This window comes from Micromonospora sp. WMMB482, assembly GCF_019038635.1.
GTDB classification, from domain to species: Bacteria; Actinomycetota; Actinomycetes; order Mycobacteriales; family Micromonosporaceae; genus Micromonospora; species Micromonospora marina.
In genome coordinates, this window is sequence record NZ_JAHOPD010000020.1 from 865,001 (window position 1) to 878,935 (window position 13,935).

Consider the following 13,935-nt stretch of genomic DNA (forward strand, 5'->3'; position numbering starts at 1 on the left):
TCACAGCCGGCGGTTGGCCAGGCTGGGCAGCTCGGTACGGACGGTCCGCAGCCGCTCCAGGTCGATCTCGGTGACCGTCAGCCCCGGACCGTCGGCGACCTGGCTCAGCACCGTCCCCCAGGGGTCGACGACCATGCTTCGTCCGAAGCAGGTCCGGCCCGGGTCGTGGTCACCCGTCTGGCCCGCCGCCGCCACGAAGCACTGGTTCTCGATCGCCCGGGCCCGCAGGAGCACCTCCCAGTGGTCCCGCCCGGTGTGCATCATGAACGCCGCCGGCACGACGAGCAGCTCGGCGCCGCCGTCGGTCGCGAGCTGGCGGTACAACTCCGGGAACCGCAGGTCGTAACAGATGGACAGGCCCACCCGGAGGCCCTCGACGTCGACCACCACGGGCTTGTCGCCGGGCGCGACACTCGCCGACTCCCGGTAGGAGACGCGGCCGGGGATCTCCACGTCGTACAGATGGATCTTCCGGTAGGCGGCGGCGAGCGCGCCCTCGCGGTCGAAGACCAGCGAGGTGTTCCAGGTGTGCGCCGGGTCCGGACCGGCCTCGTGGAACGAGCCGGCGATCACCCACATGCCCAGCCGGCGGGCGGCCTCCGCGAAGAACCGCCCCACCGTGCCGTCGACCGGCTCGGCCGGCGGCATCCGGTCGGCGTGACCGAGGTAGTCGACGTACTCCGGAAGGAGGGCGAGATCCGCCCCGGCCGCCGCGGCCCTGACCAGCAGGGCCTCGGCGGCGGCGAGGTTCGCCGCCCGGTCGTCGCGGGCGTTGAGCTGGCAGACGGCGACGCGCATGACCCGAGGGTACGGGCGGATGCGGGCGTGCGACAGGGCTCAGACGCTGGACAGGACGAGCGCTGCCGCGGCGAAGCCGAGCCCCGCGACCTGTGCCGGCCGGAGTCGTTCGCGGTCGACGGCGAGCGCGAGCAGGACGGTGCTCGCCGGATAGAGCGAGGCGATGGCGGCCACCACGCTCAGGTGTCCCCGGCCTGCCGCGGCGAGGAAGAGCGCGTTCGCGGCGGAGTCGAGCAGACCGGCGGCCGCGGCCCAGCCGAGCACACTCCGCCCCAGCCGCAGGCGTGCACCGGTGCGGACGGCGAGCGCGAGGCCGAACGCGATCGAGCTGACGCGTACCGCCAGAACCGGCCACATGCCGGCGGCCTCGTCGGCCTGGCCGAGCAGCGCGAAGAAGACGCCGAAGAGCATCCCGGCGGCCAGCGCCATGCCGATCACGCGGCCGGAGACGCGGCGGGCCGCACCGCGCTCCCCGAGGCTGACCAGCCCGATGGCGACCACGGCGAGCACGGCACCGCCGAGCGCGACAACGCCCGGCGAGTGTGCGAGGACCAGGCCGGCGACGATCGGCACGATCGCCGCGGTGATCGCGGTGACCGGCGCGACGACAGCCATCACGCCGGTGGCGAGAGCGCGGTAGAGCAGCATGACGCCGCCCGCGCCCGCCACCCCGGCGAGCAGTCCCCATCCCAGGTCGACCGGGCTCGGGATGCCCGGCACCACGAGAACGAGGACGAGCAGCAGCGGGACGCTGAGGATCTGCGACACCACAGTCACGGCGATCGGGTCGGCGCGCCGGGACGCCTTGCCGCCGGCGAAGTCGGCCGTGCCGAAGGCGAGCGCGGAGACGGCGGCGAGGACAATGGGGAGCACCCCGCAGTCGTACCATAATAGTGACCGCTAAGGACAGTGTGATGACCGATACCGGTGGACGGGTCGGCGCGGTGACCTCCGCGGTCGCCCGCCAGGTACGTGAGCTACGAGCGGCCCGCGGCTGGTCGTTCGAGGAACTGGCCGGCCGGTCCGGGGTCAGCAAGGGCATGCTGGTGCAGATCGAGGGAGCCAGGACCAACCCGAGCATCGGCACGCTCTGCCGGGTCGCCGACGCGTTCGGCGTCAGCATCGCCCGGCTGCTGGAGCCCGCCGAACAGAGCACGGTACGGGTCAGCGCGGCCGACGAGGCGCCGGTGCTGTGGCGCGGCCCGCACGGCGGCCTGGCGCGTCTGCTCAGCGGACTCGGCGAACCCGACCTGGTCGAGCTGTGGGACTGGCGGATGGAACCCGGGGAGGCGTTGCAGTCCTCCGACCACGCTCACGGCACCCGGGAGATCCTGCACGTGCTCGACGGGGCGGCGACCGTCACCGTGGACGGCGCCGACCACGAGGTACGCGCCGGCGAGACGGTCGAGTTCCACGCCGACCGGGAGCACGGCTACCGCACGGCCGGTGACGGGCCGGTGCGCCTGATGATGGTGGTGGTCACCCCGTCGGGCGAGTGGGACCGGCGGACCCGGTCACGCGGACCGCGCCCGAGCTGATCCGGGCGCGGTCGCGAACGGCGGTCAGGCCGACTTCTCCTCGCGGTCCCGCCGGCGCCGGCCGGTGAACTCGCGGGGCACGATCGTCGGGTTGACGTTCTCCAGGACGACCTCGCGGGTGATCAGCACCCGGGCGGCGTCGGGGTTGCTCGGCACCTCGTACATCACGGAGAGGAGGACCTCCTCCATGATCGCCCGCAGGCCGCGAGCGCCGGTGCCGCGGAGCATGGCCTGGTCGGCGATGGCCTCCAGTGCGGGCTGCTCGAACTCCAGCTCGACGCCGTCCAGCTCGAACAGGCGCTGGTACTGCCGGACCAGCGCGTTACGCGGCTCGGTGAGGATCCGCACCAGGGCGGTGCGGTCGAGGCTGCGCACGTTGGTGATCACCGGAAGCCGGCCGATGAACTCGGGGATGAGCCCGAACTTCAACATGTCTTCCGGCATGACCTGGCTGAAGATGTCGTCCGTCGACCGCTCGGACACCGACCGGAGCCGGGCACCGAAGCCGGTGCCGCCGGAGCCGGTGCGGGCCTCGATGATCTGATCCAGCCCGGCGAACGCGCCACCGCAGATGAACAGCACGTTCGTGGTGTCGATCTGGATGAACTCCTGGTGCGGGTGCTTGCGCCCGCCCTGCGGTGGCACGTTGGCCACAGTGCCTTCGAGCATCTTCAGCAGCGCCTGCTGCACGCCCTCGCCGGAGACGTCACGGGTGATCGACGGGTTCTCCGACTTGCGGGCGATCTTGTCGACCTCGTCGATGTAGATGATGCCCGTCTCGGCGCGCTTGATGTCGTAGTCGGCAGCCTGGATCAGCTTCAGCAGGATGTTCTCGACGTCCTCACCGACGTAGCCCGCCTCGGTGAGCGCGGTGGCGTCGGCGATCGCGAACGGCACGTTGAGCATCCGGGCGAGCGTCTGCGCCAGGTGCGTCTTGCCGCAACCGGTCGGGCCGAGCAGCAGGATGTTGGACTTGGCCAGCTCCACCCCGTCGGTGCCGGAGCCCGGCGCGCCTGCGGCCTCGGCCTGGATCCGCTTGTAGTGGTTGTAGACCGCGACGGCGAGCGCCTTCTTGGCCTGCTCCTGACCGACGACGTAGTTGTCGAGGAACTGGCAGATCTCCATCGGCTTGGGAAGCTCTTCCCACTTCACCTCGCCGGACTCGGCCAGCTCCTCTTCGATGATCTCGTTGCAGAGATCGATGCACTCGTCGCAGATGTAGACACCAGGCCCCGCGATGAGCTTCTTGACCTGCTTCTGCGACTTGCCGCAGAAGGAGCATTTCAGTAGGTCGCCGCCGTCACCGATCCGTGCCACCTACGTTCTCCCTGCACTCGTCGGCCGGAACGCCGGCCCTGACCTGCGGGCGCCGGAGCGCCCGTCCGTCCTGTCGTCCCACCATGCTGTCGGCTCCACCCGATCCGACCGGCGGAGCGGTACAGACCCGACGTTACCCGGTGGCCGGGTTTTCTCCGACCCCCAAAACGGGTGTGTCAGAGGTCGACCGGGAACGATACCCCGATCGACCTCCGACCACACGTTGCTCAGCCCGCGGCGTGCGACGCCAGCAGACCCTTCTTGCGGCTGGTGAGGATCGTGTCGACCAGCCCGTACTCCTTGGACTCCTCGGCCGTCATGATCTTGTCACGGTCGATGTCCTTGCGGACCTGCTCGATCGGCCGGTTGCAGTGCCGGGAGAGCATGTCCTCCAGCTGCGTCCGCATCCGCAGGATCTCCCGCGCCTGGATCTCGATGTCCGAGCCCTGGCCGTAGCCGCCCTCGGTGGCCGGCTGGTGGATGATGATCCGGGAGTTGGGCAGCGCCATCCGCTTACCCGGGGTGCCCGCGGAGAGCAGCACCGCCGCCGCGCTCGCCGCCTGCCCGAGGCAGACGGTCTGGATGTCCGGGCGGACGTACTGCATGGTGTCGTAGATCGCCGTCATGGCGGTGAAGGAGCCACCGGGCGAGTTGATGTACATGATGATGTCGCGGTCCGGGTCGGTGCCCTCCAGCGTCAGCAGCTGGGCCATCACGTCGTTGGCCGACGCGTCGTCCACCTGGACGCCGAGGAAGATGATCCGGTCCTCGAAGAGCTTGTTGTACGGGTTGGACTCCTTCATCCCGTACGACGTGCGCTCGACGAACGACGGCAGGACGTAGCGGTTGTGCACGGCCGCGAACTGGGGCGGCAGGCTCAGGTCGGTCATCGTCAGCTCCTCGCTCAGCTCAGGGTCCCGGCGCCATCCGGAACCTGGGCGGCTCCGATGATCACCTTGTCGATGAAGCCGTAGTCCATGGCCTCCTGGGCGGTGAACCAACGGTCGCGGTCCGAGTCGGCCTCGATCTGCTCCTGGGACTGGCCGGTGTGGAACGCGACCCGCTCCTGGAACATCCGCTTGGTGTAGAGCATCTGCTCGGCCTGGATCGCGATGTCCGACGCGGTGCCGCCGAGACCGCCCGAGGGCTGGTGCATCATGATCCGCGCGTGCGGCAGGGCGTAGCGCTTGCCCTTGGTGCCCGCGCAGAGCAGCAGCTGGCCCATGGAGGCGGCCATGCCCATCGCCACGGTCGACACGTCGTTGTCGATGTACTGCATGGTGTCGTAGATGGCCATGCCGGAGTAGACCGAGCCACCCGGCGAGTTGATCCAGAGGAAGATGTCGCGGTCCGGGTCCTCCGCGGCGAGCAGCAGGAGCTGCGCGCAGATGCGGTTGGCCACCTGGTCGTTCACCTCGCTGCCCAGGAAGATGATCCGTTCCTTGAGCAACCGGTTGTAGACCGAGTCGTCGAGGTTGCCAATGGAGTCGCCACCGCGGGCCTCGTTCACCCGGAGCGACTTCTTGGGGATGTGCATGTCGGTCATGGCAGCCCTTCGCTCTCCGTACCGTCCTACCCGACACTAACCGCTCAGCCGGGAGGCGCACTCCCGGTCGGGGCACTGTTCGCTCTCAGCGCAGTCACCCGCACGGCGTACCCCGGAAAGGGTTTCGGCCGCCTCCCGGCGCGCAGCGCGGGACGGCGGCCGACACCCTCACGGTCAGTGCTGGTGGTCGTGCTCGGCCTCGTTCTGGGCCCGCAGCGCGTCGAGGGAGACCTCGTTGCCCGCCGAGTCCTTGATCTTGATCTTCTCCATCACGGCGGCGAGCGCCTTGCCCCGGCGGACGTCGCCGAAGACGGCCGCGGCGGCGCCGGAGCGGACCAGCTGGTCGTAGTACTGCTGCGGGGCCATGCCGGCGCGCTGCGCCCGGTGCACGATCTCGTGACCGAACTCGTCGTCGGAGACCTGCACGTCCTCGGCGTCGGCCAGGGTGTCCAGCAGGAGCTGGATCTTGACGCCGTCGGTCGCCGCCTCGGTCAGCTCGGCGTCGATCTGCTCCTCGGTCTTCTCCTCCGCCGCGAGGTACTCCTCCAGGGAGGCGCCGATACGCTCGAGCTGGTCGACCATCGCGGCCTTGCGGCTCTCGACCTCCTCCTTGACGACGCCCTCGGGCGCCGGCACCTCGGCGGCGGCCACCATCTGCTCCAGGGCCTTGTCACGGGCGGCGTAGATCTGCTCGACCTGCTTGCCCCGGGTGACCCGCTCCCGCAGGTCGCCGCGCAGCTCCTCGATGGTGTCGAACTCGCTGGCCATCTGCGCGAAGTCGTCGTTGAGCTCGGGGAGCTCCTTCTCCTTGACCGTGCGGACGGTCACCGCCACATCGGCGTCACGGCCGGCGTAGTCGCCGCCGACGAGCTGCGTGGTGAAGGTGGTGCTGTCGCCGGCGGCCAGGCCGACCAGCGCCTCGTCCAGACCCGGCAGGAGCTGCTTGCTGCCCACCTCGTGCGAGATGTTGCTCGCCGAACCGCCCGGGACCTCCTCGCCGTCGACCGTGGCGTTCAGGTCGATCTGCACGAAGTCGCCCTCCTGGGCGGCCCGCTCGACGGTCTTCAGCGTCGCGAACCGCTCGCGCAGGCTGTTGATCTGCTCGTCGATCTCGCTGTCGGCGATCTCGATCTCGTCGACGGTCACCTCGATGGTGGCCGGGTCCGGCAGGGTGATCTCCGGCCGGACGTCCACCTCGGCGGTGAAGTTGAGCGAGTCGCCGTCGTTGAACTCCGTGATGTCGACCTCGGGACGGCCGAGCGTCTTCAGGTCGTGCTCCCGGACCGCGGCGAGGATGTTCTGCGGGATGGCCTCCTGGATCGCCTCGTTGAGGACGGTCCCCCGGCCCACCCGCTGGTCGATCACGGCGGACGGGACCTTGCCCCGGCGGAAGCCGGGAACCTGGACCTGCTGGCCGATCTCCCGGTACGCCTTCTTGAGGCTCGGCTCGAGCTCGACGAACGGCACCTCGATGGCGAGCCGCACGCGCGTCGGGCTCAGAGTCTCGACGGTGCTCTTCACAGGCGTACTCCTTGACGGATCTGGGTGTTGAGTCTGGGGCGTGATTGCGCGCATCGAGTGTAGGCGAGCCGGCCGACGGCATCGGCAGGGCCCGGGTACCGCGCGGAGAAAACCGGCGGTTCCCGGGACGATCCGGTCGCGAACGACAGTCGGGGTGGCGGGATTTGAACCCACGGCCCCTCGCTCCCAAAGCGAGTGCGCTACCAAGCTGCGCCACACCCCGGTGGCGACGAAGAGTGTATGCCGTCCGGTCCTCCGCGCGGGTGACCGGGGCGCGGCGTGGCGGCGGCCCCGCGCCGTCGGGCGGCCGGACGCCGTCGGGCGGCGGCCGGACGCCAGCTCGGGTAAGTGGCTGGGTCCGAGGGCGCGGGAAGGCGCCACCTCGCCGAAGTGGTGTGGATCTTGCCGGTCGACGCCGTGCGCGGGGTATGCGCTTCGCGACGTCTACCGGGATTCGGTACGCTGTCGGCGCGTCCCGCGATGGCGGGGTGCGCGCGGGCGTAGCTCAATGGCAGAGCTTCAGTCTTCCAAACTGACGGTGCGGGTTCGATTCCCGTCGCCCGCTCCACCCACGAAGGCCCAGGTGGACCGCATGATCGCGGCGCCTGGGCCTTTCACCTTCTCCCCCATCTTGGATCTTGCGTGCCATCCGCGTGCCGTTCACGCTCGGCGGCGGCCGTTTCCGGCGATGCGACGGTCCATTGCCTGCGCTATCGCGCGGTCACGCTCGCTGGTGGCGTGCTGGTGGATCGGCGGGCGGATCACCTCGCCGGGCACCACAAGGGCTACCAGCCTCCCCGGGCGGCCTACGACTGCCCGACGAGGAGATCGGCCTCACTAGCTCATGCAGGGCTGGTGTCTCTCGGGACGTACCTCCCGGGTTCGGACCTATGCAGGGGTGAACGTGCCGGCGCTCAGGTGAATCACCATTCCGACCAGAGCCAGCACGTCCACCGCCAAGAGGACGAGGTGTACACACCGGTACCGGCGCACCATCGTGCCGGCCATGAGCGTCGCCGGCGTGTACTCCAAGAGCGTCGCTATCCTTCTCAAGCGCGCGACCCGGGACCACCGGTTGGGAGGGCCCGCGCCAGGGGTCAGGGCGGCAATCGGAACAGGCGAGTGCCCGGAAATCTGCAGCTCGATGCTGAATCCGTCGATCCGGACGCCGTCGACCAGTGACCGCGGAACGCTGTATCTGACGAGCGGGTTGGCCACGACTACATGCGTGCGGGTCACCGCCACGAAGGCAGCCGGCCCCGCGAGGTACACGAGTAGCACCGGCGTGCCGATCACCGGAAGGACCAGCATCGCGGTCTGGATACCGCCCTCCCACAGCCCCCAGATGCCGGTCGGAACGAGCATGGCGATCGCTGACAGGGCGAGGGGGTCCATCCGCCGGATCATGGGCTCAACTCCTCACCAGCCCCGCTCACTGCCACACGTGACAGGGTGCGCCGGTCAGCGTCGGTGATCCAGGCTAGCGGCAGTGTTCGATACCGGCCGGCAGCAGCCTTGATCCTTGCAAGGCAGTGGCTGTGCCGGGCAACCCACGGGCCGGTAACCGTGGCGCACAGCGGTCGTGAGCGGGCACGAGCGGCGTTCGGCGATGCCGCCTGCCGCAGGTGTTTCGGGCATCACGGCCCGTTGAGCGCGCTCTTCAGGACTGACGGTGCGGGTTCGATTCCCGTCGCCCGCTCCACCGGCCTCCGACCCGGTTCGGGCCGCCCCTGCCTCAGGTCTGCCGGGCGATCCGCCTTGCATAGCCGAGGCACATCGCTGTCCCCCTCGCTGGACGCGTGCTGACAGATCAACGCCGCCAGCAAGGGCTACCACCCTCACCGGAAGGTCTGGCGCCTGCCCCGGGATCCGCCTCACGAACTCAACGGCCGGACCCCTGGAGCGCCGAAGCCAGCAGTTCGTACGTGGCTTGGTCGAAGGCGACCAGGCGGACGTGCTCGACGTTCGTAGGTGTTGCTCTCATGGTCGAGATTGCGATCCTCGCCGCCTGGTCGGCCGGAAACCCGTAAACGCCAGTAGCGATGGCTGGGAAGGCGACGCGGCGAGCGGCGACCTCATCGGCAACCTCAAGGCTGCGCCGGTAGCACGACGCCAGGACATCGGCCTCACCGTAGCCGCCGCCTTCCCACACCGGACCGACGGTGTGAATGACATGGCGTACCGGTGGGTCCAGATCGAACGCCGGCGTGGCGACCGCGTCGCCCGGATCGCACGGTGCCAGCGCAGCACCCGCCTGGGCCAGCCGCGGTCCGGCTGCACGATGGATTGCCCCGTCTACACCGCCGCCGCCCAGCAGTGACTCATTCGCCGCGGTAACGATGGCATCGACGTCCTCGTGGGTGATGTCACCAAGGACAACTTCGATCACAGGCACCGATCGATGATGCCACCAGAGCGCTTCCCCGGCAGACGGCCTCCGCCGCTTCGATCCTGTCCGCTCTCACCGACCGAGAAACCGCACGATGGCTTCGCGCAGTTGCCGGTCCGGCACACGCGGCTCACGGTCCGGGCCGGAGAACGGGCGACCGGCGACGAGCTCGGCCAGAACGCATCGCAGCCCCTCCCGTTCGGCTCCCAGGCCAGACCACGCCGACTCGGGGAGCCGCAGCACGTTGGCGAGCAGGTCGCCCGGGTAGCAGTCACCCTCCGCCAACGGATCGCGAAGCAGAACCTGCGACGCGAGGGGCAGCAGAGCAGGCACGCCGATTTCTTGCCCGAGCATGATCCGCAGGTCTTCGACCGTGAACTCAGCCAGCGGCTTGCGTCGTAGCTCCACGCAGCGCCGCACGAGAGACGTGGCGTCCCGGCCGGGGTCCGGCCAGACGTCCCGTTCGAGCTGCTCGATCGTCGTCACGGCGGTCAGGCTAGCCCGCGTCCCGCAACTGTCTTCCACTTCCCGGACCGCTTCCGGGCTTCGGCGCAACGCAGCCGTCCGGAGGATGGACGAACAACCGAAGACCCATCGGCACCCGCTGGTGGCGAGCCGGGCCGAGCACGAACCCTGCGGCCACGAACGAGATGGGAGTGGTTGACTCATGACGAGCCGCTGGCATGTCCTGACCGAGGCTGAGCGGGAGCAGTGGACGTACACGCCGTCGGTCGGCGTGGGACCTCTGCGGTTCGGGATGAGCCACGACGAGGCGGCCGAGGCGCTGCCCGGGTTCGCCGCGTCGGTTTCGGTCGCACACCGCGACTTCGACCGGCCGACGAAGGCGGAGTTCCGCAACGCGTGCGTCCCTGCCCACGCCACAGCGGTCACGGCTTATTTCAGCAGCTCAGAGGGCCTGTTCTGCGTGGTCGTCGATGCCCGGTACGGACCACAGCTGACGCTGGACGGGATCAGGCTGGTCGGACGTGTGCCGTCCCGGCTGGAGGAGCAGTTCCTGAGCTACGTGCTGGCTCGCGGCATCGCGCCGCAGTACGCCCCGGAAGGCGATCCGGCCTCCGACGACCTGGGGATCGTCCAGCGGGCGGGCGACGTCGTGCTGTCCCGGCCGGTGTTCGCGGTCGTCCGCGAGCGCGCGAACACCCTGTGGGACTGCGTGCCGTACGACGAGTCGGGCGTCCCTTGATCAGCCGGCTCGGCTGGTCGCGACCGGGTCGGTGGCGGGCACTGCCGGATCCCGTCGCCTCGCGAACACGATCACGCCGATCGGAAGGAGCACGAGCCACAAGGGCACCAGCACGGGGACGAACCCGCGCCAGACGGGCCACACCGGCTCGGCGAGCCGGTGCACGGCCAGGTCCGTCCAGGTGACGACGGCAGCCGGGAAAAGACTGGCGGTCACCAGCGTGCCGACCACCAGCGGTACGGGCCGACGACTCCGCGCCACCACCCAGAACAGCGCCGCACCGGCGGCGGCGCCGAGCAGGGTGCCGGTGATCGTGGCGGCGCGGAATCCGCCGGGAGCGGACTGCGTGATGCTCAGCCTCGACGCGTACCTCGTATGGGTGAGCGTGACCGTCAAGCCGTCCCGCTCGGCCCGCCAGCCGTCGCACGCGGCGCCCGGCACCGGACGGAGTTCCCGCCACCCGCGCGTCTCGGCGGCACGCCGCACCTGCTCCGACAGCGTGCAGTCGGGGCCGTCGCCGTACTGGAACTCGACCCGGCTGCCGCCGACGTCATCGGCGGCCAGAAAGACGCCGTACCGGTAGCCGCGCATCGTCATCGAGCCGCTCGGCTCGGCACCGGGGAGCAGTTCACCGGCCGCACTCCGAGCTTTCTCGGGGCTCAGCGGTTCGGCGCCCCGGCCGCCGTACCAGGAGCCGACGGCCAGCCCGGCCGTGCCGAACAGCAGCGCACCGAGCAGCGTCATCGCGACGTACCCCAGCCGACGCCCCACCGGCCCACCCCCTGTCGCCGTGCGGCACAGCGTAGGCGTCGCACGCCGTCCGCGGTGCCCCGTGCGAGGACGGTCGCCGCCTCGCAGGTATCCACGACTATTCGGTGGTCTGCCGGGCGGGTTCGAGTGGGATCACGGTTCTACCACCGCCAGATCTGGGTCAGGCCGTCGCCCTGCAGCAGCGGTGGCCACCACACGGCCATGTCGAGACCCAGGGCGGCGGCGTTCAGCAGCCAGCCGCCCGCCCACCCCACGAGCAGGCCCAGGCTCAGCCACCGCCGAAAGAAGGCCAGGCCCAGGGACGCCACCAGAATCGTGAGCCCGAGAGCGGCGTGGGCGAGCACGAACGTGCGTACCGCCTCGAAGTTGACGGCGAACCTGCCCCCGGCCTCCAGATCCACGTCGCTGTAGCCGCCCATCCGCCAGATGACGACGGGCACGGCGGCGGCCACCAGCGCGTGACCGAGCAGGGCCGTACCGACGCCGACGGACAGCAGACCCCTTGAGCGGGCGCTCCGCCGTGGAACCTCCACCGATGCCTCTGACACGATCATCTCCACCCGTGCTCGCCTCGCGGCCGGCACCCGCGCCGGGCTGTGAGTGTCGGCATCCGACGGATCGCTGTCAACGGGTCCGCGCCGGCGTGCCTAGTAGTGGTCCTCGATCGGCCGGCGGGCCTCGTCGAACAGCGCCGGCCCGTCGTACCGGACCGGGCGTGGTGCCGCAGTGGCGGGCTTGACCTGCTCGAACTGCTCGGTGGAGAGCGCGTACACGACCCGGCCGAGGCCCGATGCGTCGATCGCCACAGTGCACATCGGGCAGGGCTGGCAACTGGTGTACATCGTGGTCGCGACCGCCGCCTCGGGGGCGAGCTGCCGGGCGGCCCAGCGGGCCAGTTTCAGCTCCGGGTGGGCGGTGACGTCCTTGTCGGAGACCACCGTGTTGTGGTCCTCGATCAGGACGGCGCCGTCCGCGCCGACGAGCAGCGACGCGAACGGCCGCTCGCCGGACGCGCCGGCCCGGTCGGCGAGTTCCACGGCGCGGCGCAGGAACGCCTCGTCGTCGGGTGTCATCAGCCCTCCACGTGTTCAGTCTGCGGCGATCTGCTCGACGGATCGGGCGGCGACGGCGAGCAGGGCCGGGTCGCCGCTGCGGGCGTACGCGTCGCTCAGGGTGTCGACGAATTTGATCGCGTGCGCGTCCCCGGTGTCCAGCGCCCGCGCCATGACCTCGTCGAGTTCCGGCCCGGCGGCCGGCGGGAGGAAACGGGCCCCGGCCGGGGCGTAGGCGGCCGTGACGGCGGCGGTCGCCGCCCAGGCGGCGGCCAGGCTCGGCTGCCACAGCGTCGGCGGCAGGGCCGGCAGGGTACGCAGGACGGCGTTCGGCGCGGTCGACGCGTGCACGAGCATCACCGGGCTGGCGTACCCGTGCGTGCCGTGCCGGAGCACCGCGGCGTCGACCACAGCGGCGAGCCGGGTGGGCACGTCGGCGGCGGCGTCGCCGGGCACCGCCGCCGCCACGGCCGGCCACCGGTCCAGGTCGGCGAGCTGCGCCAGTCGGGACCGGATGCCGAACCGCTGATCGGGTACGCGGGGCACGGCGTCGAGCGCGGACCGGGCGTCGGTTCCGGGGTACGGCCCGGCGCCGGGCGGGGCCAGCGGCTGCCAGCGGGCGGCCCAGTAGGCGAGCCCATGGCCGAGTTCGGCCACACGTGGTGCGGTCTCGGCGTCGAGCAGCGCGCGTACGGCGTGCCCGACCCGGATGACGCCGTGGGTGGCCCCGGCGGCGATGCCCGGCAGCAGGCGCGGCCACCAGCGGGCCAGCACGTCGCGCCACGGGTCGCCGGTCAGCTCACGGTCGAAGAGGTCGAGCCAGTCGCCGGTACGCACCGGGTCGCCGAGCGGGTCGCGCCACTCCTCGGGAGCGATGCGCCCGATGCCGCGCGGGCGTTCCTCCAGCCGGTCGGAGTACGCGTCGATCCAGCGGTGCACCGCCCGCTCGTGGCCGTGGCGCACCAGCGCCTCCGCCGCCATCGGCACGTGGTTGGACAGCCACCCGTCGCGCTCGGGACCGGTGTCACGTACGCGCTCGTACGCCTCGTCGAGTACGGAGTCCAGCACACCGGGAAGCGTCCGACCTGAAGTGCGGTTCAGGTCAAGCGGCGGCGGATCCGCGCCATGTCCTCCTCGGGGAGCGCGTCGGCCACCAGCAGCCGGGGCAGCAGGCCCGTCTCCAGTGTCGTCCCCCGGAACACCAGCGCCACCGTCACGTCGTGGTCGGGCCGGTGCACGACCTCGACCGGGTCTCCGGCCCCGACGCTGCCCGGCGTGATCACCCGCAGGTACGCCCCGGGCCGTACCGCCTCGGTGAACCGCTTGATCCAGCCGCGTTCGCCCAGCCACCCCTGGAACGTGCCGCAGGGGATGCGCGGGCAGGAGACCTCCAGCACCAGGTCCGGCCCGATCCGCCACCGCTCGCCGATCAGCGCGCCGTTGACGTCCAGCCCGGTGGTGGTCAGGTTCTCCCCGAAGCTGCCGTCGGCGAGCGGGCGGCCCAGCTCGGCCTCCCAGTGGTCGAGATCCTCCCGCGCGTACGCGTAGACCGCCTGGTCGGTGCCGCCGTGGTGGGCCACGTCGTAGACCCGGTCACCGGCGAGCCCGACCGCGCCGGTGCCCTTGGGACCGGGCGCGGTGACGGCGACCCGGCCGTCCACGGGACGCTTGTCGATGCCGGTGGCGCCGATTCCCTTCCACGGGTTCGGCTGCGGTCGGCCCACGTTGACGGAGATCACCCTCATGCCGGCGACGGTATGCGGCAGGGGGCCGTCCCGGCCAGTCCATTCCCCGGGCCG

General features: G+C 70.8%; 16 protein-coding genes and 2 tRNA genes. 3 read left to right on the forward strand and 15 right to left on the reverse strand.

The window, feature by feature from the left end:
- Both KSK32_RS04845 and KSK32_RS34500 read right to left on the reverse strand, forming a co-directional pair.
- Positions 1 to 798 carry a carbon-nitrogen hydrolase family protein gene (locus KSK32_RS04845; RefSeq protein ID WP_216928863.1) on the reverse strand — a complete coding sequence of 266 codons (798 nt, stop codon included), beginning with the start codon at positions 796 to 798 and terminating at the stop codon, positions 1 to 3.
- A 39-nt stretch (positions 799 to 837) separates the two neighbouring features.
- Positions 838 to 1,671: an EamA family transporter gene (locus KSK32_RS34500; protein ID WP_216928864.1), complete on the reverse strand. Its 834-nt coding sequence runs from the start codon at positions 1,669 to 1,671 to the stop codon at positions 838 to 840.
- Positions 1,672 to 1,712: 41 nt separating this feature from the next.
- Here KSK32_RS34500 and KSK32_RS04855 point away from each other — a divergent pair, with 41 nt between their 5' ends.
- On the forward strand, positions 1,713 to 2,336 hold the full coding sequence (locus tag KSK32_RS04855) for a helix-turn-helix domain-containing protein (RefSeq protein WP_216928866.1): 624 nt from the start codon (positions 1,713 to 1,715) through the stop codon (positions 2,334 to 2,336).
- Positions 2,337 to 2,360: 24 nt separating this feature from the next.
- On the opposite strand, the gene clpX is transcribed toward KSK32_RS04855, so the two are convergent.
- From clpX to KSK32_RS04880, 5 genes are all read right to left on the reverse strand, one after another.
- A complete protein-coding gene (clpX, locus tag KSK32_RS04860) occupies positions 2,361 to 3,653 on the reverse strand; it encodes an ATP-dependent Clp protease ATP-binding subunit ClpX (RefSeq protein WP_018786885.1) in 1,293 nt (430 codons plus the stop codon).
- A 227-nt stretch (positions 3,654 to 3,880) separates the two neighbouring features.
- A complete protein-coding gene (locus KSK32_RS04865; RefSeq protein WP_013288034.1) occupies positions 3,881 to 4,543 on the reverse strand; it encodes an ATP-dependent Clp protease proteolytic subunit in 663 nt (220 codons plus the stop codon).
- Between the two features lie 14 nt (positions 4,544 to 4,557).
- Complete coding sequence (locus tag KSK32_RS04870) at positions 4,558 to 5,199, reverse strand: ATP-dependent Clp protease proteolytic subunit (protein WP_018786886.1); 642 nt, start codon at positions 5,197 to 5,199, stop codon at positions 4,558 to 4,560.
- A 174-nt stretch (positions 5,200 to 5,373) separates the two neighbouring features.
- Positions 5,374 to 6,720, reverse strand: a complete 1,347-nt coding sequence (gene tig, locus KSK32_RS04875) for a trigger factor (RefSeq protein WP_216928868.1) — start codon at positions 6,718 to 6,720, stop codon at positions 5,374 to 5,376.
- A gap of 149 nt (positions 6,721 to 6,869) precedes the next feature.
- Positions 6,870 to 6,943, reverse strand: a tRNA-Pro gene (locus KSK32_RS04880).
- Between the two features lie 271 nt (positions 6,944 to 7,214).
- Between KSK32_RS04880 and KSK32_RS04885 the strand changes: the two genes are divergently transcribed.
- A tRNA-Gly gene (locus KSK32_RS04885) sits at positions 7,215 to 7,288 on the forward strand.
- Between the two features lie 320 nt (positions 7,289 to 7,608).
- Here the strand turns inward: KSK32_RS04885 and KSK32_RS04890 are convergent.
- The 3 genes from KSK32_RS04890 to KSK32_RS04900 all read right to left on the reverse strand — a co-directional run bounded on the left by KSK32_RS04890 (position 7,609) and on the right by KSK32_RS04900 (position 9,595).
- Positions 7,609 to 8,127 (reverse strand): PH domain-containing protein, encoded by a 519-nt coding sequence (locus KSK32_RS04890; protein ID WP_216928870.1) that lies wholly within the window; start codon positions 8,125 to 8,127, stop codon positions 7,609 to 7,611.
- A gap of 475 nt (positions 8,128 to 8,602) precedes the next feature.
- Positions 8,603 to 9,115, reverse strand: a complete 513-nt coding sequence (locus KSK32_RS04895; RefSeq protein WP_216928872.1) for an O-acetyl-ADP-ribose deacetylase — start codon at positions 9,113 to 9,115, stop codon at positions 8,603 to 8,605.
- A 66-nt stretch (positions 9,116 to 9,181) separates the two neighbouring features.
- Positions 9,182 to 9,595: a contact-dependent growth inhibition system immunity protein gene (locus KSK32_RS04900; protein ID WP_216928874.1), complete on the reverse strand. Its 414-nt coding sequence runs from the start codon at positions 9,593 to 9,595 to the stop codon at positions 9,182 to 9,184.
- Positions 9,596 to 9,776: 181 nt separating this feature from the next.
- Between KSK32_RS04900 and KSK32_RS04905 the strand changes: the two genes are divergently transcribed.
- Positions 9,777 to 10,313, forward strand: a complete 537-nt coding sequence (locus tag KSK32_RS04905) for a hypothetical protein (RefSeq protein ID WP_216928876.1) — start codon at positions 9,777 to 9,779, stop codon at positions 10,311 to 10,313.
- On the opposite strand, the gene KSK32_RS04910 is transcribed toward KSK32_RS04905, so the two are convergent.
- The 5 genes from KSK32_RS04910 to KSK32_RS04930 form a co-directional block, all read right to left on the reverse strand.
- On the reverse strand, positions 10,314 to 11,084 hold the full coding sequence (locus KSK32_RS04910; RefSeq protein WP_216928878.1) for a hypothetical protein: 771 nt from the start codon (positions 11,082 to 11,084) through the stop codon (positions 10,314 to 10,316).
- Positions 11,085 to 11,224: 140 nt separating this feature from the next.
- A complete protein-coding gene (locus KSK32_RS04915; protein WP_216928880.1) occupies positions 11,225 to 11,632 on the reverse strand; it encodes a hypothetical protein in 408 nt (135 codons plus the stop codon).
- A gap of 99 nt (positions 11,633 to 11,731) precedes the next feature.
- A complete protein-coding gene (locus tag KSK32_RS04920) occupies positions 11,732 to 12,157 on the reverse strand; it encodes a nucleoside deaminase (protein ID WP_216928882.1) in 426 nt (141 codons plus the stop codon).
- A 15-nt stretch (positions 12,158 to 12,172) separates the two neighbouring features.
- The gene (locus KSK32_RS04925; protein ID WP_216935816.1) at positions 12,173 to 13,201 is read right to left on the reverse strand and encodes a questin oxidase family protein; all 1,029 of its coding nucleotides are present in this window, start codon (positions 13,199 to 13,201) and stop codon (positions 12,173 to 12,175) included.
- A 32-nt stretch (positions 13,202 to 13,233) separates the two neighbouring features.
- Positions 13,234 to 13,881 carry an MOSC domain-containing protein gene (locus KSK32_RS04930; RefSeq protein WP_216928883.1) on the reverse strand — a complete coding sequence of 216 codons (648 nt, stop codon included), beginning with the start codon at positions 13,879 to 13,881 and terminating at the stop codon, positions 13,234 to 13,236.
- Positions 13,882 to 13,935: the final 54 nt, after the last annotated feature.

Bases quoted from the DNA above. Each gene is read 5' to 3' on its own strand.
- KSK32_RS04865 (WP_013288034.1), bottom strand. From the start codon at position 4,543: ATGACCGACCTGAGCCTGCCGCCCCAGTTCGCGGCCGTGCACAACCGC.
- KSK32_RS04855 (WP_216928866.1), top strand. From the start codon at position 1,713: ATGACCGATACCGGTGGACGGGTCGGCGCGGTGACCTCCGCGGTCGCC.
- KSK32_RS04890 (WP_216928870.1), bottom strand. From the start codon at position 8,127: ATGATCCGGCGGATGGACCCCCTCGCCCTGTCAGCGATCGCCATGCTC.
- KSK32_RS04930 (WP_216928883.1), bottom strand. From the start codon at position 13,881: ATGAGGGTGATCTCCGTCAACGTGGGCCGACCGCAGCCGAACCCGTGG.
- KSK32_RS04845 (WP_216928863.1), bottom strand. From the start codon at position 798: ATGCGCGTCGCCGTCTGCCAGCTCAACGCCCGCGACGACCGGGCGGCG.
- KSK32_RS04920 (WP_216928882.1), bottom strand. From the start codon at position 12,157: ATGACACCCGACGACGAGGCGTTCCTGCGCCGCGCCGTGGAACTCGCC.
- KSK32_RS04905 (WP_216928876.1), top strand. From the start codon at position 9,777: ATGACGAGCCGCTGGCATGTCCTGACCGAGGCTGAGCGGGAGCAGTGG.
- KSK32_RS04870 (WP_018786886.1), bottom strand. From the start codon at position 5,199: ATGACCGACATGCACATCCCCAAGAAGTCGCTCCGGGTGAACGAGGCC.